Genomic DNA, 19,339 nt, shown 5'->3' on the forward strand with positions numbered 1-19,339 from the left:
TACGGTCTGCCGCGTGTCCACGCGAGAAGCAGGAGTCTAGCAAGTGACAACCGGCCGGATTCCTGGCAAGGGAGAATCTCCCAAAGTGACCTCAAGGCTCGCCAAGCCTCCAAGCTCTGTGTCGCCCGCATCCGCCGAGCTGAAATCGCTGGCTCCGTCGTATAGAGCCGATCACCACGAAACCTACGTGGCACATCTTGACGCAGTCGTCCAACACGCCAAGAACAGAAACGTCGCCCTGACAGGCCGATACGGCACCGGCAAATCCAGCGTCATCGATAAGTTCGAAGAGAAGCACAAGGGCAAGGTGCTTCGCATCAGCATCACCACGCTCGGGCCGGACCGTGACGGCGAGGGACTCACCAACCGGATCCAGAAGGAGCTGGTCAAACAGATTATCTATCGAACTAAGCCAAGCCAGCTCCGATCCTCGCGCTTTACCCGCACTGACCCAATTACGCCCAAACGAGCGTTGTGGCAGGGCGCGCTCGCCGTAGCCGTCCTTGGACTGTTCCTCGGCCTTGGCGGTTGGCTCCCACCCTTCAGCCCTGTCCCAGACTTGACGTTGGCGCCTGAAGCAAGTGGGCTCGGTCCCGTGTCGGCGCCTCTTCTAAGGTGGGGACTGTTATTTGTGGTCGCTACCGTAATCGCGGCGTGGCTGCGAATGGCGGTTGCAAGCCGGATTGTCACCAGCCTGTCGACGGCCGGGACTTCCATCACTCTTGGCGAGCGCGACGACACTTACTTCGACACTTACCTAGAAGAACTAGTATCGTATTTTGATCGAGGCGATGAGGATTACGTTATTTTCGAGGACCTCGACCGATTCGATGACCCGGCAATCTTTGACTCCCTGCGTGAGTTAAACACCATCCTCCACTCTTCCCCGCGACGGAGACCGCGACTGCGGCAGCGTTTAAAACAACTACTGTCACAGCGATCGGACAAGCCAGAGCTTGTTCGGCACCTGTGCTTCATCTACGCCATTAAGGACAGTCTGTTCGAACACCTGGGGGAGCCAGAAGGCCAGCAGAACCTCGATGACGAACAGGACACCGGCAGGGTAGCGACAGAGCATGCTACCCCCAGCATTTCGGGGAATCGGACGCGGTCTCAAGTTGAGGCTCTCGCCGAACGCGCGAACCGGACAAAGTTCTTTGATGTAGTAATCCCTATGGTGCCGTTTCTGACGCACCGTAATGCTCGTGACATTCTCGACCGCGAGCTGGCGCAGCGCGATTTCTCAACTGATACGGTATCGCGGGCATTGAGATCTTTGGTGGCTCGTCACGTCACAGACATGCGACTTCTCATCAACATTGTTAACGAGTTCACCGTGTACGCGCAGCGACTGCTATGGTCGGCGAATCCGGCGCCTGACCTGACGGGAGATCATCTTTTCGCGCTAGTCGTGTATAAGAACTTTCACCTAGCCGATTTTGAGGCAATTCCTGTACGTAAGAGCGCCCTGGATGAACTAGACCGCGCCCACCGTCTTCTGGTCCGGCACGCCGTTGTAACCCGGCAGAAGGATCGACAGCAGGCCCGTGACTCGGTTCTCTTTAAGGCTCGCCAGAGTGCGCTCGCCGATCGCTTAGGCTCGAAACTGGAGATCGCAGCGCGGGCGATCCTACTTCACCCTAATCAGCCGCAGCAATTTAATAGACTTGCCAACTATCGAATTGTTGACAATAGCTACACGCCTGAGTCTGGGAGTACAATCGATTTTTGGCAAGCGGTAGTGCGACACGAGGAGGTCTCGATAATTCCGCGCCTCCATGGTGGCGATGCGTATCCCAGTGCTGCCGTGAAGCTAGACAAGGTGATACTGGGAGTCTTGTTCCCTGAGGCGCTGAAGGAGGGGGTGTGGTCGACTGAGTTGATTGCCGAGGTCCAGCGCAGACAGGACGCGCTTACCAAGGAACTCGACTTCTTATCCGGTGCTGGGTACGCGGCCCTGCTCGAACGGCCCGAGTTTCAAGATTCACATAGCTGCACCTTCGCCAACCTTCTTGAGATTCACCTTGCATCCGACATCGCACGGGAACTTGTAAGTGGAGGCTACATAAATCAGAACTTCGCGACCTACTCAGCTGCGTTCTACGGAAGCTTCGCAGGGATCGACGCCGAGACGTTCTATTACCGAGCCGTCCAACCCAATGAGATGCTCCTCGACCATCGATTCGTCAGCGATGCTTCATTGGGTAATCTGCTTGAGCAGCTCGATCAGGACCAGCCCGATTTCTATCGCTCGGTGAGCGTTCTAAATCCGCAAATTGTCACCTATCTTATCCAGCACCACCAGCAACGCGCCCGCGACGTCGCCGGATTCATTGCAACGCACTTCGACGATAGCGCGCAAGAGTTTCTTTCCGCGTACTTGGCTGAAGATTCCGCTCCGTGCGCCGAGCTAATTGGCCTGCTTGCCGAACACCCTTGGCGGGGTCTATTTGATCACCTTGCCAGCGCCGCCGTCCCCGAGAGTCTTCGTCTTGAGCTGGTCGATGCTGCTCTACTGGCCGCCCCTGCCGTCGAAGACTTTACTCTGAACGAGACAATCTGCGCGTTTATTGCAGAGCACTACACTGAGATGAACGCGTTCATTACGGAGGGGGTGCACCTAGAGCGGGCTGAGGTCGTCAGAGAGTTTGCCATCATCTGTGGGGTTCAGGTTCAGAATTTGGCTGGCGTCGCCCAGCCCCTTCGATCACTATTTGTCGTTTCGCAGACGTACGTCTTGACCGCCGACAACCTTCGGGCGGCCCTTGGCTTGGTGGGTCCAGTATCGCTGGACGTCGTCTGGAAGAACGAGACCGTCGCTACCCGCTGCCTCGCCGACGTCGATGACTATCTTCAAGTTGTTGACGTAGATTCGTTTACCCCGTGGGCTGTCGAAACTCCCGAGACGTTGCTCGTGCTGCTCGACGAGGACGAGGCCTGGGTCGCGAGTCATCTGAGTTCGATTTTGGAACGTAGTAGCCCGGAGAGCTGTGTCGAAGACCTGCTTCAGGTCCCAGCGGCTAGCTGGAAGGTGCTGGCCAACTGGCGCCGGTTTGCCCTGAATGTCTCTAACCTGACTGCGTACATCAAGCAACACGGCGTCGATCGCGAACTAGCGGAGTACCTGACCAGCGACGGAGCCGTTCATGAGGGGCTCGACTGGTCTGCGTCGGACGACGCTGGCGACGGCGACGCGTCGGCTGAGGCACAGAGGGGAAAGCTGGCCCTAGAGCTTCTCAACGCCCACCAGCAGCTCCACGCGGTCGATCGAGCAATGTTGGCTGCCCGGTTAGGCGTTAGTCCATCTGGCCTGCCGTTGGCCGAGATCGAGCCGGCACCCGACGATCTCCTCGCGGAGGCACTGGACCGTGGCCTGCTTACGGTCAGTGAGGAGACGTTCAATAGATTCGCGATCGTCGGCTGGCGAGCGGTCGCCGGAGCAATGGTCCGCCACGAAACTCTCCGGCAGTTCGTAACGCCGGGTATGGGCGGTGCACTCATTCAGCAGATGCTGGACGACGACATGGCACCGGAAGAACTCTATAATCGAGTCTTCGATGATTTCGACAACTTCCTTTCGCCCACTTCAGCTGAGCCTGACCTGTACCGGGCTGTAGCACGCCGGGCTGTCAAGCAGGAGGTGAAACTGAGTATCGACAGGATTGCTCGGATCGCCAACCACGCTCCCGACCAGGACACCGTCGTTCCGCTGCTCGCTGCCCACCAGGGGCTTGACGGCGGTAAAATGGTCGAGATTCTAGTAAAGCTCGGCGAGCCATACAGTTTGCTACAGACAGCTGGCGCAGAAGCTGATGTGCCTGAGGGGAACTCCGCTGCGACTGTCTTCAACAGGCTTGACGCGACGGGCGTAGTCAAGCTGGTGCAAAGAAGGAGGCGGTTCCAGGTGCGCTGACGCGGAACATAGTGCAGCTCGCGAAGGCTAGATGGCCGACGCTGCGCGCTATGAGGCGACGTCGAACGTCTCGGCAGTCCAGACTCTAGTCGCCAGCGTATTAAGCCGATAATGCAAATTATGACAAGTGGCGGCCGTGGCGGCAGCGTCCGGTAGGTCCGCCCACTCCGGGAGCTGCGCCCCGACTAGCTTCCGGACGAGGTGGTCACCACCGACGTTCACCTCGTCCGTGTGCATCCTCGCCATAGACCCCCGTCCTACTAGTGTTGCCGGCCGACCGACGGGGCTGGATCGACTACCTCGCGAGCCGCGCAGACTCATCTCGACGCGGGAGGTCGGGCATCAGCATCGGTGCCCCGCGGACGGTGATGGCGCTAGTGCGTGAACTGCTCGAACATCACCTCGTAGCCGTCGGGGTCGAGCCCGTAGAAGATCCGCGCCCAGCCGACGTCCTCGGGCGCCAGCGTGATCGGGAGTCTCTCGGCGCGCCAGAGGCGGTGCATCGCTTCCAGATCCGAGGTCGGGATCGCAAGAACGACCCCCGACCCGAGCGGCCCGCCTCGTGCGGCTTGTGCGCGTTCCTCGGAGTGGAAGCCGTGGGCGTGAAGATCGGTCAGTATCAGCCAGGTGTGACCGAAGGTGAGGTACCGGAGGTTGGGCTGATCCTGGTTCGGGATCTCGCGACATCCGGCTGCGCAGTAGAGGTCCGCGGAGCGCTGTAGGTCGCTGACGCGCAGTCCGACCTTCAGCTGGCGGGCACCCATCATCATTACGTCCCCCTCACCGCCTCCGGGTAGCTCAGTGCGCGCGCCCGGTCGAGCGGGATGGATGCCGGCCGTCGCGACTCCCACCAGCCGCGGTTGTCCCGATACCACGCGACGGTCGCGGCCAGTCCCGACCGAAGATCGAACGTCGGCCGGTACCCGAGTGCGCGGGCTCTGGAGTCGTCCACCGCGTAGCGCAGGTCGTGCCCCGGGCGGTCAGGGACCGGCCGGATCCGTTCCGATCCGGCGCCGGTCAGCTCAAGGAGCATCCCGGTCAGCTCGCGGTTCGTGAGCTCTGTCCCGCCACCGATGTTGTAGATCGCGCCCGGCGTGCCTCGCTCCGCCAGCAGCAGCAGGGCCCGGCAGTGGTCCCGCACGTGCAGCCAGTCCCGGACGTGGCGACCGTCCCCGTAGAGCGGGACGTCCAATCCGTCGAGCAGCCGGGTGACGAACAGCGGGACCAGCTTCTCCGGGTACTACTCGCCCAACGCCTCGGCGAAGACCGCCGCGGTCGTCGGCGGGATGCTCGCCGGTGCGGACTCCATCGATGACCTCGACCTGCTGCGCCACGGCGGGATGGATCGGTTGTTCGCCGGGGTTCGGGCGCCCTCGACGCTGGGCACGTTCCTGCGTTCCTTCACCCACGGCCATGTCCAGCAGCTCGACAAGATCGGCGGCGGACTGCTGTCCGGGCTTGCCGCGCGGGTGCCTGGACTGCTGGCCGGTGGCGGCGCGGAGGGGATCGCGTTCCTCGATGTCGATGACACCGTGCGTGAGGTCCACGGCTATGCCAAGCAGGGGGCCGCGTTCGGCTACACCGGCGCCAGGGGGCTGAACGTCCAGCTCGCCACGATCTCGACTCCGACCGCTGCGCCGGTGATCGCGCGTGCCCGGCTCCGTAAGGGCAACACTGCCTCCGCCACGGGTTGCGGCCGGTTGCTGGCACAGGCGATCACCACCGCCCGGGCTGCTGGCGTGACCGGGCGGATCTTGGCTCGCGCGGACTCGGCCTACTACGGCTGGGCGTTCGTCGGGACCGCGCTGCGCCACCAAGCCTGGTTCTCGGTCACCGCCCGGATGACCCCGTCGGTGACCGCGGCGATCGCCAGCATCGACCCGGGCGAGTGGACCGCGATCGCCTACCCGAACGCGGTCTTCGACGAGGTCGAGCAACGCTGGGTCAGCGACGCCGAGGTCGCTGAAGTGCCGTTCACTGCGTTCACCGGCCGACGCAAGGCCGAGCACGTGTCGTGTCGTCTGGTCGTGCGCCGCGTCAAGCGAGTCCAGCCACTGGCATCTGACGGCAGCGAACAGGGCGAGCTGTTCGCCACCTACCGCCACCACGCCTTCATCACCAACAGCACCCTGTCCACGATCGAGGCCGATCAGCGTCACCGCGACCACGCCCTGGTCGAGCAGGTCATCGCCGAACTCAAGGACGGCCCCCTGGCCCACCTGCCATCGGGCAAGTACGCGGCGAACGCGGCCTGGGTGGCGTGCAGCGTGCTCGCGTTCAACATCGCCCGTGCCACCGCTGTCGCCGCAGCGATGCGCACCGCCCGGTGGGCCACTGTGCGCACGCGCATCCTGAACATCCCCGCCCGGATCGCGACCACCGGCCGACGGCTCGTGCTGCACCTGCCCACGCACTGGCCCTGGGCACCCGGCTGGGAGTCACTGTGGTCGGCCGCGACCGGCCCGCCCACCGCTGTCACGACCTGACCACCCTGCCGCACACGGCACAACCCGAGGACCTCGAAGTGGAAGAGCCGGCACCGGCCGGCAGCTCACCCACGCCCACACTGCGAGCCTCGTCGCGATCCACCGGAATCACCGATGACGAATCATCACCGGTGGATCAGGGTTCAGGCGACCCGCTCCAACTACACCGGCGTCCACAACGGACGCCCGGTCCGCTACCTGCAGCACTTTCTCCAGCGCAGTGGACACCGGGTCATCGCCGACGTGCGCCAGTCCGAGCAGGGTGCGTGGTTCCTGCAGAAGCGCAACCGCAACATGATTGTCGAGGTCGGAGCCGAGGTCGGAGCCGAACCCGGGTTCCGGTGGTTCACCCTGGCCGAGATCCACCACCTGCTCGCCGTCGAGAACATCGTCAACATGGACAGCCGCACGGTGCTGTCCTGCCTACCCGTCGGCGCGGACGCGGTGCCCGCCCGTGACAGATTCACCGCGGCGCTGCAGGCGTCGGTGGCTCGCACCGACGGCCGGCACGACATGATGACGGTGCTCAGTGCCGTCACCGAGGCCCGGACCAGCACCGAGACCACGACCCGTCCGGTCCCCCTGCGTGAGACCACCGGCTGGATCCGCCGCGACGGACGCATCCGGCACGAGAGTGGAGCGTTCTTTGAGGTGGTCGGGGTCGACGTGCGCGCATCGGGTCGAGAGGTCGACGGCTGGTCGCAGCCGATGTTCGCGGCCCGCGGCCGGGGCCTTGCCGCGTTCGTCGTCACCGAGACGTCGGGGGTGTTGCACGTGCTCGTGCAGCTGCGCGCTGAGCCCGGCCTGATCGACGTCGTCGAGCTGGCCCCGACCGTGCAGTGCACCCCCGCGACGCTGCAGTCCGTGCCGGAGCTGCCTGCGCCGCCGCTGCTCGACCTGGTGGAACGGGCCTCGGCGGCGGACGTCCGGTTCGACTGTGTGATGGCCGAGGAGGGCGGCCGCTTCCTTGACACCGAGACCCGCTACACGGTCGTCGAGACCACGGACCCGGCCGAGCCGCCCGGGTACCTCTGGGTGACCGTCGGCCAGCTACAGGAGCTGCTGCGGCACAGCCACTACCTCAACGTACAGGCCCGCAGCCTGGTCACTTGCCTGCACAGCCTGTCGACCCCCGCTCCGAGGAGGACACTGTGAGCCGACGCGTTGCCGTCACCGGGATCGGCGTGGTCGCACCCGGCGGCATCGGGACAGCAGCCTTCTGGGACCTGCTGACGGACGGCCGGACCGCGACCGGCGCCATCACCCACTTCGATCCGGCCCCGTTCCGGTCACGGATCGCGGCCGAGTGCGACTTCCGCCCGGCCGAGTTCGGTTTCAACGACGAGGAGACGCCGGGGTTCCGCAGCTAACGTGTGATCTGGTGCATGATCACGGGCGTTGGTGCAGGTCAGCGGGGTGAGACCTGGTCCGGTCGTTCGAAAGCCCTAGTAACACGACTTAACCCGAGATAGGGCCGTTGAGCTGCTACGGACCGTATAAGGTCTGGTGGCGTGTTCGTGCGTACGTCGACCCGGCGGAACCGGGACGGGTCGAAGGTGTCCTACCTGCAGTTGGCGCACAACGAGTGGGACCCGACAGCGAAGACCGCGCGGACGAAGGTGCTGTACTCGTTCGGCCGGGCCGATCAGCTCGACCGGCCTGCGATCGAACGCTTGATCGCCGCGCTGACCCGGGTCGTGGGCGTCGAACCCGCCGCGGTCGGCCCGGATCGGGCGCGGGCGGTCGGGGTGCCGGGGCTGGAGTTCATCGAGTCCCGCCCGCTGGGCGGGGTGTGGCTGCTCGACGGGCTGTGGCATCGGCTGGGGATCGACACGCTGCTGCGCCGCCTCGCCGCCGGGACCTCCGGCAGATCAGGGGGGAGATCACGGCGGGATCCGGTCGTGGAGCGGGTGCTGTTCGCGCTGGTCGCGAACCGGGCGTTGGCGCCGTCCTCGAAGCTGGCCGCTACCGGCTGGGTCGCCCATGACGTGCACGTTCCCGGTCTGGACACGGTGTCCGACGATGCCTGCTACCGGGCCATGGACTGGCTGATCGCGGTGGAGGACCGGCTCGCGCGAGGAGTGTTCGACGCGGTCGCCGACCTGCTCAACCTGGAAGTGGACCTGATCTTCTTCGACACCACCAGCACCTACTTCGAGACCGAGGACGCCGACGCCCCAGTCTGGCGCGACCAGCATGGCCGCCCCGTCGAGCAGGACGCCGGGCAGGACGCCGAACGGGCAGATGGCGGTGAGCGCGCTGAGCCGCCGCCGGGAGCGGCGGGACAGGCCGGGTTCCGCACCCACGGCAAGTCGAAGGACTCCCGTGACGACCTGCCCCAGGTCGTGGTCGGCATGGCCGTCACCCGGGACGGGATCCCGGTGCGGGTGTGGTGCTGGCCGGGCAACACGTCCGACTCGCCGCTGATCCGCCAGGTCAAGGACGACATGCGGGACTGGACGCTGGGGAAGGTCATCTGGGTGGCCGACCGCGGGTTCACCTCCAAGGAGAACCGGCGTCACCTGTCCGCCGGCGGTGGGGGCTACATCCTCGGTGAGAAGTTACGCTCCGGCTCGGCGGAGGCGACCGCCGCGATGGCCCGGCAAGGCCGCTACCAGGAGGTGAACGCGAACCTGCGGGTCAAGGAAGTCAAGATCTCCGAGACCGAGCGGTTCGTGATCTGCCGCAACCCCGACGCCGCCGACCGGGACGCCGCGGTCCGTGCCCGGCTCGTCGACCGCCTGGAAGCGATGATCGCCGGCTCGGACCGGCTCTCACCGTCGAAGCGTGCCGAGCTGCGCGGGGTGATCTCCACCAAGCCCGGGCTGAACCGGTTCCTGCGCGTCACACCGGGCGGGCTACTACGCATAGATGCCGCCAAGATCGCCGCCGACGCGAAGCTGGATGGCAAGTACCTGCTGCGCACCAGCGACCCGCACCTCACGACGGAGGACATCGCGCTGGGCTACAAGCAGCTGTTGGAGGTCGAGCGCGGCTGGCGCGACATGAAACAGGTCCTCGACCTGCGCCCGGTCTATCACCGGCTCGAGGACCGCATCCGCGCCCACGTCCTGCTCTGCTGGCTCGCGCTGCTGCTGGCCCGCATCGTCGAGACCCGCGCGCACACAAGCTGGCCCCGCGCCCGCACCGAGCTGCAGCGCCTGCACGTCGGCACCTTCACCGGCCCGGCCGGGATGTTCCGCCAGACCAGCCAGCCCAGCACCGAGGCCCGCCGGCTATACACCGCCCTCGACCTCGCGCTGCCACCGCGGATCCTGCACCTCGACCCCGAGCAGCCCGCAACGCGCTGACCAGGCACAACACCTACGCCTAGTGACACGACATGTCACCAGGCCGACACCTGTTTGCCCAGCTCAGACCCCACATTCGGGCACTTTCACCCGGCCGACAGCTGCGGAACCCCGGAGACGACCAGGCTGGACCGGGCCGTGCAGTTCGCGCTGGCGGCAACGGCCGAGGCGTTGTCGGACAGCGGTGTGCGGCCGTCGTCGGAGCCGGAGCGCTGGGGGGTCGTCCTCGGGAGCGCGGTCGGGGCCACGATCGGGCTCGACCGCGAGTACGAGCGGGTCAGCCACGGCGGCTCCCGCTGGGTCGTCGACCACACCCGCGCGGTGCCGCACCTCTACGACTACTTCGTCCCCAGCTCGATGCCTGCCGAGATCGCCCGCCGGTACGGAGTACTAGGCCCGGTCACGATGATCTCCGCCGGCTGCACCTCCGGTCTGGACGCGGTTGCCCACGGCGCCGAGCTGGTGCGTGAGGGCAGCGCCGATACGGTGCTGGCTGGTGCGAGCGACGCACCGATCTCGCCGATCACAGTGGCCTGCTTCGACGCGATCAAGGCGACCAGCTCGCGCAACGACGACCCGGCGACGGCATCCCGGCCGTTCGACGGGACCCGCGACGGGTTCGTCCTGGGTGAGGGCGCGGCGATGTTCGTCCTGGAGGACCTGGAGGCGGCCCGTCGGCGCGGGGCGAGGGTGTACGCGGAGATCGTCGGGACTGCCTCTCGATGCAACGCCTACCACATGACCGGGCTGCGGGCCGACGGCCGCGAGCTGGCGGAGGCGATCACCGCCGCGCTGGACGAGGCCCGCTGCGCACCGGACGACGTCGACTACGTGAACGCGCACGGCTCGGGGACCCGGCAGAACGACCGGCACGAGACGGCCGCAGTGAAGAAGGCACTAGGCCCACATGCGTATCGAGTGCCGATGAGCTCGATCAAGTCGATGGTCGGGCACTCGCTCGGTGCCATCGGTGCCATCGAGCTGGCCGCCTGCGCACTGGCCATCGACGACCAGGTCGTACCGCCCACTGCGAACCTGTCCACCCCCGATCCGGAGTGCGACCTCGACTACGTGCCGCGCATCGCCCGTGACCAGGAGCTGGACCGGGTGCTGAGCATCGGCTCCGGGTTCGGCGGCTTCCAGAGCGCGGTACTCCTCGCCAGGGACGGGGTGCAGGACAGGTGAGGGCATTGGTGACCGGGATCGGCGTGCTCTCCCCGGTGGGGATCGGTGTCGAGGAGCACTGGGCGAGTGTTCTGGAGGGCCGCTGCGGGATCACCGAGCTGGACCGCTGGGACGCCTCGGGTTACCCGGCGGGACGGGCCGGACTGGTGTCCGGGTTCGACCCGGCCGAACACGTCTCGCCCCGTCTGATCCCGCAGACCGATCACATGACCCGGATGGCACTGGCCGCGGTCGACGAGGCGCTGCAGGACGCCGGCCGGATCGGCACCCGCCCGGAGTACGCGATGAGCGTGGCGACGGCGGCATCGGCGGGCGGATACGAGTTCGGGCAGCGGGAGCTGGGCAAGCTGTGGTCGCAGGGGCCTGGGCACGTGAGCGCGTACCAGTCGTTCGCCTGGTTCTACGCGGTGAACACCGGTCAGATCTCGATCCGGCACGGCATGCGCGGCCCGTCCGGCGTCGTCGTCGCCGACGACGCGGGAGGGCTCGACGTGCTGGCGCAGGCCCGGCGGCATCTGCGGCGTGGCAGCACGCTCGTCGTCACTGGCGCGGTCGACTCGAACGTCTGCCCGTGGGGCTGGGTCGCGCACCTGGCCGGCGGGCGGGTCAGCGCCGAGCGCTACCGGCCGTTCGACCCGGACGCCGACGGCAGCATCCCCGCCGAGGGCGGTGCGATCCTGGTGATCGAGCCGGATGGGGATGTCGACGGCACACAGGTGTACGGCTGCATCGCTGGCCACGCCGCGACCTTCGAGGGGGCGTCCGAGGCGCCGGGCTCAGCGCTGGGCCGGGCCGCCGAGGCGGCACTGAAGGACGCCGGGCTGGGCCCGTCGGACGTCGACCTGGTTCTTCCCGACGCGGCCGGGGTGCCCGCGCTCGACCGGGCGGAACGGGACGCGCTCGTCGGGCTGTTCGGCAGGCGCGGCGTGCCGGTCGCCGTACCGAAGACCGCGACCGGCCGGGTCTCCGCCGGGACCGGGCCCCTCGACGTTGTGCACGCGCTGCTCGCGCTGCGCGACGGCGTCGTGCCGCCGGCGATCGGGCTGCGTCAGCCGCCCGACGACCTGGATCTGGTGCTGGACACGCCGCGCCCGGCGGCACTGTCCACCGCCCTGGTGCTCGCGCGGGGCCGTGGCGGGTTCCACTCCGCCGTCGTCGTGACCCGTTGACCCACCGACGGCCGACCCGGCCGCCGGACCCACCGAGGAGAGGATCCGTCATGGACCGCATCACCACCCCGGAGCAGGAAAAGCTGGACGCTCCGTTGCTCGCCGAGCTGATGACCCGCGCGGCGGGCGCCCCGGAGTCCGTCCCGGGGGACTTCCTCGACGCACCGTTCGAGGACCTCGGCTACGACTCGCTGGCGCTGCTCGAGACGGCCAGCCTGATCCAGGCCCGATGGAGCATCGCGCTCCCGGACGCGGTCGTGGTCGAGGCCCGCACACCGCGCGAGCTGATCGCGCTCGTCAACGACGCGATCGCCAGCCGTTGAGCGTCGATCCACAGGCACCGGAGGAGGGATCCTGACATGGCAGGTCGGACCGACAACAGCGTCGACATCGCGGCGCCGATGGACCTCGTGTGGGACATGACCAACGACGTCGAGTCCTGGCCGACTCTGTTCTCGGAGTATGCCGCCGCAGAGATCGTCGAACGGCGGGGCCCGACTCTTCGGATCCGGTTGACACTGCATCCGGACCCGGACGGGCGGGTCTGGAGCTGGGTGTCAGACCGCACACCCGACCCGGTGACCCGTTCGGTACGGGCAGAGCGGGTGGAGAAGGGGCCGTTCGAGTACATGCAGCTGCACTGGACCTACGAGGAGATCCCCGGCGGCACCCGCATGCGGTGGCGGCAGGACTTCGCGGTCCGCGCAGACGCGCCCTTCACCGAGGAGGCGATCACCGAGCGGCTCAATCGCAATACGGCGGCGCAGATGGGCGTCATCCGGGACAACATCGAGCGGCAGGTGACGGCGTGAGCACCGACTCCACCGCGGCCGTTCCGGCCCTTCCCGCGGAGCGACCGGCCGAGCCGGTCACGGTCGTCCGGACCGACGACGTCAGCCCACTCCCGGGCCGCGGGGCCGACCTGCGGATCGTCCTGAGCCCGCGCTCCGGTGGAGCGCAGGAGGGGTTGCTCGTGATCGCCACGATCCGGCCCGGTGAGAGCGTGACCGAGCACTACCACCCGTACTCGGAGGAACGGGTCACCGTGCTGGCCGGGGCGATGGAACTCACCGTCGGGGAGCATCGCCACGAGATCGGTCCCGACAGCTCGTTCGTGATCCCGCGCGGCATGCGGCACCGGATGACGTGCCTCGGGGACAGCCCGGTCCGGGCCGTCCTGACGATGTCGCCACTCGCTCCCAGACCGGAGTGGGGACACGTCGACACCGAGATGACGTGAATCGAAAGATCAGATGAACGTAGCCGACTAAACAGCTGTGTGACGTGCCTCACACTCGATCGGGTCGAAATGCCGGAAAGGCAGGGGTAACTTCTCTTCTGTCGGGAAGATATCTATTTGGGGGATTCGTGCGGTATCGGGTACTCGGTCGAACAGCGGTGTCCGGAACGCACACTTCGGTGGATGATCTTCCGCCGAAACCCCGAGTCGTGCTGGCACTATTGATCATCAACATCGGTCGGGTTGTTCTCGTCGACGAGCTGGCCGACGAGGTGTGGGGTGATCGGCCACCGGCCACGGCAGTGACCACTCTGCAGACCTACGTGTACCGCCTCCGTCGAATGTTCGGGCGACGAGGCGGTCCGGAGCTGCTGACCCGGCCGCTCGGCTACGAGCTCGTCGGCGAGCGCTCCGACGTGGACATGTACCGCTTCGTCGAACACGTCACTCTGGCCCGCCGGGACGTCGCACCGGAGGCTGTAGCCGCGTCCGCGCGGAGTGCGCTCGATCTCTACCAGGGTGAGCCGTTCGCCGACGTCCGGCCAGGCCCCCGCATCCGGGCCCAGCGCGAGCGGCTGGCCGAAATGCGGATGTGCGCGAACGAACTGCTCATCCTGTCGGGAATCACGACGGGCCGGCACCGAGAGGCTGTCGAACAGCTCCGGCCGCTGGTCCGGGAAAACCCGCTGAACGAACTCCTGAACGGTTACCTCATGTTCTCCCTCGCCGCCGCGGGCCGCCGTCAGGACGCGCTCGGTGTGTACTCCGTGCTGCGCGACGGAATGATCGAGGAACTCGGACTCGACCCCTGTGAGCCATTGGTGCGGTTGCACCACCAGGTGTTGTCCGACGGCGATCTCACCCTGCCGTTCGCGGACACCCGGTGAAGGCTGGGTCCCTCCGGCCGGGGGTGCTGGGTCCGCTCGCCGGGGACCGGTGCTCTCCGACGTCGACCGCGGACCGCGCCTGCTCGCCGTCGCCGGACGGCTGGACACAGCACGGCGGGCGGCGCAGGCCGCCCACCTCGCAGCGTTGCACGACACCGGGCGGTTCACCGATGTCATCACCGAGGCGCGTGCGGTGCTCGTCGACGACCCGCTGAACACCGACGTGCACGTCTGCCTGATCCGTTCATTGGCGGCCCGCGGTCGTCGACATGACGCGATCCGGCACGCCCGCCACTTCCACCGCAGGCTGCGCGAGCACGTCGGGCCCACCGGTCCGACCGCCGTCGATCACGCCTACCTGCAGATCCTGCGGCAGCTCTGAGCCCGGCCACCCGAACACCAGGGAGAGCCGAGGAGAGCCCGTGAGAGTGACCCAAGGGCCGCGCCCGCGGCCCGCCGACCCTCTCGAACGGAGCGTGATCCGTGCGCGTCCTCTTCGCGGTCTCGATGCAGAACTCCCACTTCTTTCCGATGGTGCCGCTCGCCTGGTCGATGCGAGCCGACGGGCACGACGTGCGGGTGGCGCACCCGCCCGCGCTCAGCAGCCAGGTCGTCGAGTCCGGGCTGACCTCGGTGCCGGTGGGCGGGAACCCGGTGATCACCGACGAGATGCGCTCCCGGCTCCCGGGGCGCGGCGACACCCCGCCGAGCGGGGACGAGAGCCACAACATCGCCCAGAACCTCGGGTTCTTCCGTGGCGTGGCCGGCCTGATGCTCGAGGACCTGGCCGCGGTGCTCACCGACTGGCGTCCGGACGTCGTCGTCTACGACTGGCAGTGTTACGCCGCGGCGACGCTCGGCCGCGCGCTCGACATCCCGACGGCGCGCTTCCTGTTCGGGCCCGACTTCGCCGGCGGGGTGTCCGGCTGGCGGGACGCCGAGTGTCGGTTCCTCGGCGACATCCTCAGCGACGCGGGTCTGCCGCCGTCGGCGCTCGACGGCGACATCGGTATCGACGTCTGCCCTCCGTTGTTGCAGTTCGATGCGGCCCGCCCGAGCGTCCCGGCCCGCTATGTCCCGTACAACGGTGCCGGCTCGGTGCGGCGCGCCGGGGAGGCCACCGGACGCCCACGGGTGCTGGTGACCCTCGGCGGGACCTACTCCTGGGTGACCGGCGATCTTGCACCGATGGACGCCGTGGTGTCCGCGCTCGCTGAGGTCGACGTCGACCTCGTGGTGGCAGTGCCCGCGCACTCACAGGCGCTGGCGCCGGCGCCATCGGATCGGGTCACGGTGGAGGTCGACGTGCCGCTCGCCCTGCTGCTCGACGGGTGCGACGCGATCCTGCACCACGGCGGCGACGGGACGGTGTCCACCGCGCTGGTGGCCGGGGTTCCGCAGATCATCGCGCCCAGCGGGTTCACCGGGTTCGCCAGCAACCACAGCGCCGACCGGATCGCCCGCTCCGGTGCCGGCACCCGTCTTGAGCTCGCCGAGGGGCCCGGTGCGATCCGGGAGACCGTCGAGCGGGTACTCGGCGACGACGTCATGCGGCGCGCTGCGACGGATCGGGCCGAGGGCGAAAGTGCCCGGCCCGGCGTGGTGGAGGCCGGCCGCGAGCTGCTGGCGAAGCTGAGCTGAACACCCCGGGCCTGCTCGTCGGGACGGACGAGGGTCGGCCCGGGGCGGCGGGTCTAGCGCGACGCCGGCTCTGTGGCCCGTTCCGCCCGGGCGGAGGCCGCCCGGTCCGGCAGCAGCCCTGCCGCGGCGGCCTCCTGGAGGGTGGGGGCGTTCGCGTCCCGCTCGGACAGCAGGCGCTCCGCTTCCGGCGGGAGGGGGAGACCGAGCTCCGGGTCGGCCGGGTGCACTGTCCGCTCGAGCTCGGCCCGGTAGGGGGCGGAGAGCAGGTAGTGCAGCGTCGCGTCATCGCTCAGGGCGATCCACAGGTGCCCGACGCCGACCGGGAGGTAGAGCGCGGCGGTGTCGTCCCCGGAGACCTCGAAGGCGTCCCACTGACCGAACGTCGGTGAGTCGGTCCGCAGGTCGACCGCGATGTCGAGGACCTGGCCGGCCACGCAATGCACCAGCTTGCCGGTGCCCGGTGGGGTAGCCGTGTAGTGGACTCCGCGGACCGCACCGAGGCGGGAGCGGGTGAGGATCGTCTGCTGTACCGCGAACATGCCACGACCGGCGGCCTCCCGGAACGCCGGGTCGGCGAACGGGACCTCGACCTCCCCGCGGTGGTCGGAGTAGCGGACCCCCTCCAGTCGCAGTACGCCGTCGATAGTGGGTCGATGCACCGTCGTGTCCTCTCCTCGGAGCTGTGCGGCCATTTCCGAGAATGACACGGGTGGATCTCGATACGGTCGACGCCTGGTGGAGCTCGGTCAGTGTCTCGGGCGCGGCGGACGGCTCGTCGACTGGATTTCCCGGGTGGCCGAACTCAGTTCTTCGGTGGCCCGTTCGAAAAAACGCATCAGAATGGTGCGTTCGGGCTCCGGATAGGCCGATATCAGCCGATCCAGACGGCTGGCGATCGGGGCGAAGAGCTCCCCGCTGCTGCCGAGGCGCTCATCGGCCTCGGTGTCCACGATGCCGATCCGTACTCGCCGCCTGTCCTGAGGATCCGGCCGGCGTGAGACCAGGCCCGCCGAGGCGAGGCGGTCGACGAGCTTGGTGACGGCGCCTGTGGTCAGTCCGGTGCGTCGGGCCAGCTCACCGGCCGTGACCTCGCCGATCAGGTCAAGGAGGTTCAGAGCGTAGAGGTCGGTGGCATTGAGGCCGGCCGCGTCCGCGGTGACCTGCCCGTGGAAGACCATCGCGCTGACGTACTCCCGGAAGACCCGGTTCTCGTAGGCGCTGAGCTCCCACCGGTTGACCGTCGGGCCGGCCCCGTCCTGCTGCTCCACGTACCCCCCTGTCTGCGTCGAGGCGTCACCACCGCCGCCGTCGAGCCGCTGTGGACCGGTTCTCGAGAACTCTCGCACAGACTACCGACACCGAAACGGAAGGAGTGCCATGTCCGGGTGTCGGGTCTGTGGTGGCGATGTCACAACATTCCTCGATCTGGGACAGCAGCCGCTGTCCGATGCCTTTCTTGCGGGCCCTGAACAGGTCGAAAGCGAGTTCTTCTACCATCTCCGGGTCGGTTCCTGCCGCTCCTGCCACATGATTCAGCTGCGCGACGAGGTGCCCCGTGAGCGGATGTTCCACGAGGAGTACCCGTACCGGTCCTCGCTGTCATCGGTCATGCGGGAGCACTTCGCAGCGACCGCGCGGAGCCTGCTGGCGACCGAGCTGAGCGGGCCGGACGCGTTCCTGATCGAGCTGGGCTGCAACGACGGGGTGCTGCTCGGGACCGTCGCAGAAGCGGGTGTACGCCACCTGGGGGTGGAGCCGTCCGGCGGGGTCGCAGAGGTCGCCAGAGGACGTGGGCTGTCAGTTCTCACCGCGTTCTTCGAGGAGACGATGGCGCGCCGGGTCCTCGACGAGCACGGCCGGGCGGACGTCGTCTACGCGGCCAACACCTTCTGCCATATCCCCTACTTGGACTCGGTGTTCGCCGGTCTGGACGTGCTGCTCACCCCGGACGGCGTGCTCGTCTTCGAGGACCCCTACCTCGGCGACATCGTGGAGCGGGGGTCGTTCGACCAGATCTACGACGAACACTTCTACCTGTTCTCGGCGACGTCAGTGGCCTCGATGGCCAACCGCTTCGGCTTCGAGCTCGTCGACGTCGTGCGCCTCGGCGTGCACGGCGGCGAGGTCCGCTACACCCTGGCGCGGGCGGGGGCGCGCGTCCCGTCGGCCGCCGTCGCCGACCTGCTGACCGAGGAGGCCGGTCGCGCGCTGCACGCCCCCGGAACGCTGGAGGACTTCGCCAAGCGGGTGGACCGGATCTGCAATGACCTGGTCGGCCTGCTGGAGCGGCTGCGCGACGAGGGCCGGCGGGTCGTGGCCTATGGCGCGACGGCCAAGAGCGCGACGGTCACCAACCGGACCGGGATCGGCCCCGACCTGGTCGCCACCGTGTACGACAGCACGCCGGAGAAGCAGGGCAGGCTCACCCCAGGCGCGCACATCCCGGTCTCGCCGGCCGCGGAGTTCACCGCCCCCTACCCGGACTACGCGCTGCTGTTCGCCTGGAACCACGCGGACGAGATCATGCGGCGCGAGACCGCGTTCCGGGAAGCGGGTGGCCGGTGGATCTCCTATGTACCCGACGTCCGGGTGATGTGAGCCGTGCGCGGGATCGTGCTGGCTGGGGGGACGGGCAGCCGTCTACGGCCTGCCACCTCGGCGGCATGCAAGCAGCTGCTCCCGGTCTATGACAAGCCGATGGTCTACTACCCGATCTCGGTACTGATGCTGGCCGGGATCCGGGAGATCCTGCTCATCTCGACCCCCGAGGACCTGCCGTCGTTCCGGCGGCTGCTCGGGGACGGTGCCCACCTCGGGCTCCGGCTGGAGTACGCGGTCCAGGACGCCCCGCGCGGTCTCGCCGACGCCTTCCGGATCGGCGCCGACTTCGTCGCGGACGAGAACGTGGCGCTCGTCCTCGGCGACAACCTGTTCCACGGGAGCGGCTTCTCCGACGTGCTCGCCCGGTGCGTCCGCGACCTGGACGGGGCCGTCCTGGTCGGCTACGAGGTGGACGATCCCCGAGGCTACGGCGTCGCCGAGATCGACGACCGGGGGCGGCTGCTCTCCCTGGAGGAGAAGCCGCGGCACCCGCGGTCCCGGCTGGCAGTCACCGGGCTCTACTTCTACGACCCCCTGGTCGTAGAGATCGCCCGCAGCCTCCGGCCGTCGGCCCGCGGCGAGCTGGAAATCACCGACGTGAACCGGACGTACCTGGAGGCCGGACGCGCTTCACTGGTCGCGCTCGGCCGGGGCTACGCCTGGCTCGACACCGGCACCCATGAATCCCTCTTGGAGGCGTCCCAGTTCGTCCAGACCCTTGAACGACGGCAGGGCGTCCGGATCGCCTGCCTGGAGGAGATCGCGCTCCGGCAGGGGCTCATCGGTGCCGAGGAATGCCTCGAGCTAGGCCTGCGGCTCACCGGCTCCGAGTACGGGGGCTACGTCGTCGGGGTCGCCCGGTCCTTCCTCGACAAGGGACCGACCGTCCTGGAAGCAGTGTGACCG

Annotated in this window: 15 protein-coding genes and 4 pseudogenes; 15 read left to right on the top strand and 4 right to left on the bottom strand. The window is 67.7% G+C overall.

Annotation, left to right across the window (positions count from 1 at the left end; all coding sequences use genetic code 11):
- The first annotated feature begins 43 nt into the window (after nt 1-43).
- Nucleotides 44-3,913, top strand: coding sequence for a YobI family P-loop NTPase (locus MTO91_RS27550; RefSeq protein WP_476655070.1), 3,870 nt, complete (start codon nt 44-46; stop codon nt 3,911-3,913).
- Between the two features lie 374 nt (nt 3,914-4,287).
- Here the strand turns inward: MTO91_RS27550 and MTO91_RS27555 are convergent, their stop codons facing one another.
- Together MTO91_RS27555 and MTO91_RS27560 are read right to left on the bottom strand one after the other, a co-directional pair.
- Complete coding sequence (locus MTO91_RS27555) at nt 4,288-4,677, bottom strand: VOC family protein (protein ID WP_281010937.1); 390 nt, start codon at nt 4,675-4,677, stop codon at nt 4,288-4,290.
- Nucleotides 4,678-4,682: 5 nt separating this feature from the next.
- Nucleotides 4,683-5,153: pseudogene (locus MTO91_RS27560) on the bottom strand (GDP-mannose 4,6-dehydratase); the annotation flags it as partial.
- Nucleotides 5,154-5,157: 4 nt separating this feature from the next.
- Between MTO91_RS27560 and MTO91_RS27565 the strand changes: the two are divergent.
- The 12 genes and pseudogenes from MTO91_RS27565 to MTO91_RS27620 all read left to right on the top strand — a co-directional run.
- Nucleotides 5,158-6,399: pseudogene (locus tag MTO91_RS27565) on the top strand (IS1380 family transposase); the annotation flags it as partial.
- A 114-nt stretch (nt 6,400-6,513) separates the two neighbouring features.
- Nucleotides 6,514-7,554, top strand: coding sequence for an NDP-hexose 2,3-dehydratase family protein (locus MTO91_RS27570; RefSeq protein ID WP_281010867.1), 1,041 nt, complete (start codon nt 6,514-6,516; stop codon nt 7,552-7,554).
- Nucleotides 7,551-7,748 (top strand): annotated as a pseudogene (locus tag MTO91_RS27575) (beta-ketoacyl synthase N-terminal-like domain-containing protein); the annotation flags it as partial. The gene MTO91_RS27570 and the pseudogene MTO91_RS27575, both read left to right, overlap by 4 nt.
- 162 nt (nt 7,749-7,910) lie before the next feature.
- Nucleotides 7,911-9,710 carry an IS1634 family transposase gene (locus MTO91_RS27580; RefSeq protein ID WP_379674665.1) on the top strand — a complete coding sequence of 600 codons (1,800 nt, stop codon included), beginning with the start codon at nt 7,911-7,913 and terminating at the stop codon, nt 9,708-9,710.
- A 114-nt stretch (nt 9,711-9,824) separates the two neighbouring features.
- Nucleotides 9,825-10,895, top strand: a pseudogene (locus MTO91_RS27585) (beta-ketoacyl-[acyl-carrier-protein] synthase family protein); the annotation flags it as partial.
- Complete coding sequence (locus tag MTO91_RS27590; RefSeq protein ID WP_281010870.1) at nt 10,892-12,064, top strand: ketosynthase chain-length factor; 1,173 nt, start codon at nt 10,892-10,894, stop codon at nt 12,062-12,064. The pseudogene MTO91_RS27585 and the gene MTO91_RS27590, both read left to right, overlap by 4 nt.
- A 50-nt stretch (nt 12,065-12,114) precedes the next feature.
- Nucleotides 12,115-12,387 carry an acyl carrier protein gene (locus MTO91_RS27595; RefSeq protein WP_281010871.1) on the top strand — a complete coding sequence of 91 codons (273 nt, stop codon included), beginning with the start codon at nt 12,115-12,117 and terminating at the stop codon, nt 12,385-12,387.
- A gap of 36 nt (nt 12,388-12,423) precedes the next feature.
- A complete protein-coding gene (locus MTO91_RS27600) occupies nt 12,424-12,876 on the top strand; it encodes an SRPBCC family protein (protein ID WP_281010872.1) in 453 nt (150 codons plus the stop codon).
- On the top strand, nt 12,873-13,304 hold the full coding sequence (locus tag MTO91_RS27605; RefSeq protein WP_281010873.1) for a cupin domain-containing protein: 432 nt from the start codon (nt 12,873-12,875) through the stop codon (nt 13,302-13,304). Before MTO91_RS27600 ends, MTO91_RS27605 begins: the two co-directional genes overlap by 4 nt.
- 179 nt (nt 13,305-13,483) lie before the next feature.
- A complete protein-coding gene (locus tag MTO91_RS27610) occupies nt 13,484-14,191 on the top strand; it encodes an AfsR/SARP family transcriptional regulator (RefSeq protein ID WP_281010874.1) in 708 nt (235 codons plus the stop codon).
- Nucleotides 14,192-14,240: 49 nt separating this feature from the next.
- Nucleotides 14,241-14,573: an AfsR/SARP family transcriptional regulator gene (locus tag MTO91_RS27615; protein ID WP_281010875.1), complete on the top strand. Its 333-nt coding sequence runs from the start codon at nt 14,241-14,243 to the stop codon at nt 14,571-14,573.
- A 101-nt stretch (nt 14,574-14,674) separates the two neighbouring features.
- Entirely contained in the window at nt 14,675-15,832 is a 1,158-nt protein-coding gene (locus MTO91_RS27620) for a nucleotide disphospho-sugar-binding domain-containing protein (RefSeq protein WP_281010876.1), read from the top strand.
- Between the two features lie 53 nt (nt 15,833-15,885).
- On the opposite strand, the gene MTO91_RS27625 is transcribed toward MTO91_RS27620, so the two are convergent.
- Nucleotides 15,886-16,491, bottom strand: coding sequence for a dTDP-4-dehydrorhamnose 3,5-epimerase family protein (locus MTO91_RS27625; RefSeq protein WP_281010877.1), 606 nt, complete (start codon nt 16,489-16,491; stop codon nt 15,886-15,888).
- Nucleotides 16,492-16,578: 87 nt separating this feature from the next.
- A complete protein-coding gene (locus MTO91_RS27630) occupies nt 16,579-17,100 on the bottom strand; it encodes a MarR family winged helix-turn-helix transcriptional regulator (protein WP_281010878.1) in 522 nt (173 codons plus the stop codon).
- Between the two features lie 109 nt (nt 17,101-17,209).
- Here MTO91_RS27630 and MTO91_RS27635 point away from each other — a divergent pair, with 109 nt between their 5' ends.
- Both MTO91_RS27635 and rfbA read left to right on the top strand, forming a co-directional pair.
- The gene (locus MTO91_RS27635) at nt 17,210-18,430 is read left to right on the top strand and encodes a class I SAM-dependent methyltransferase (protein WP_281010879.1); all 1,221 of its coding nucleotides are present in this window, start codon (nt 17,210-17,212) and stop codon (nt 18,428-18,430) included.
- Between the two features lie 3 nt (nt 18,431-18,433).
- Nucleotides 18,434-19,336, top strand: coding sequence for a glucose-1-phosphate thymidylyltransferase RfbA (rfbA, locus tag MTO91_RS27640; protein WP_281010880.1), 903 nt, complete (start codon nt 18,434-18,436; stop codon nt 19,334-19,336).
- The last annotated feature ends 3 nt before the right edge of the window (nt 19,337-19,339 follow it).

This window comes from Pseudonocardia sp. 2-7, from assembly GCF_056341085.1.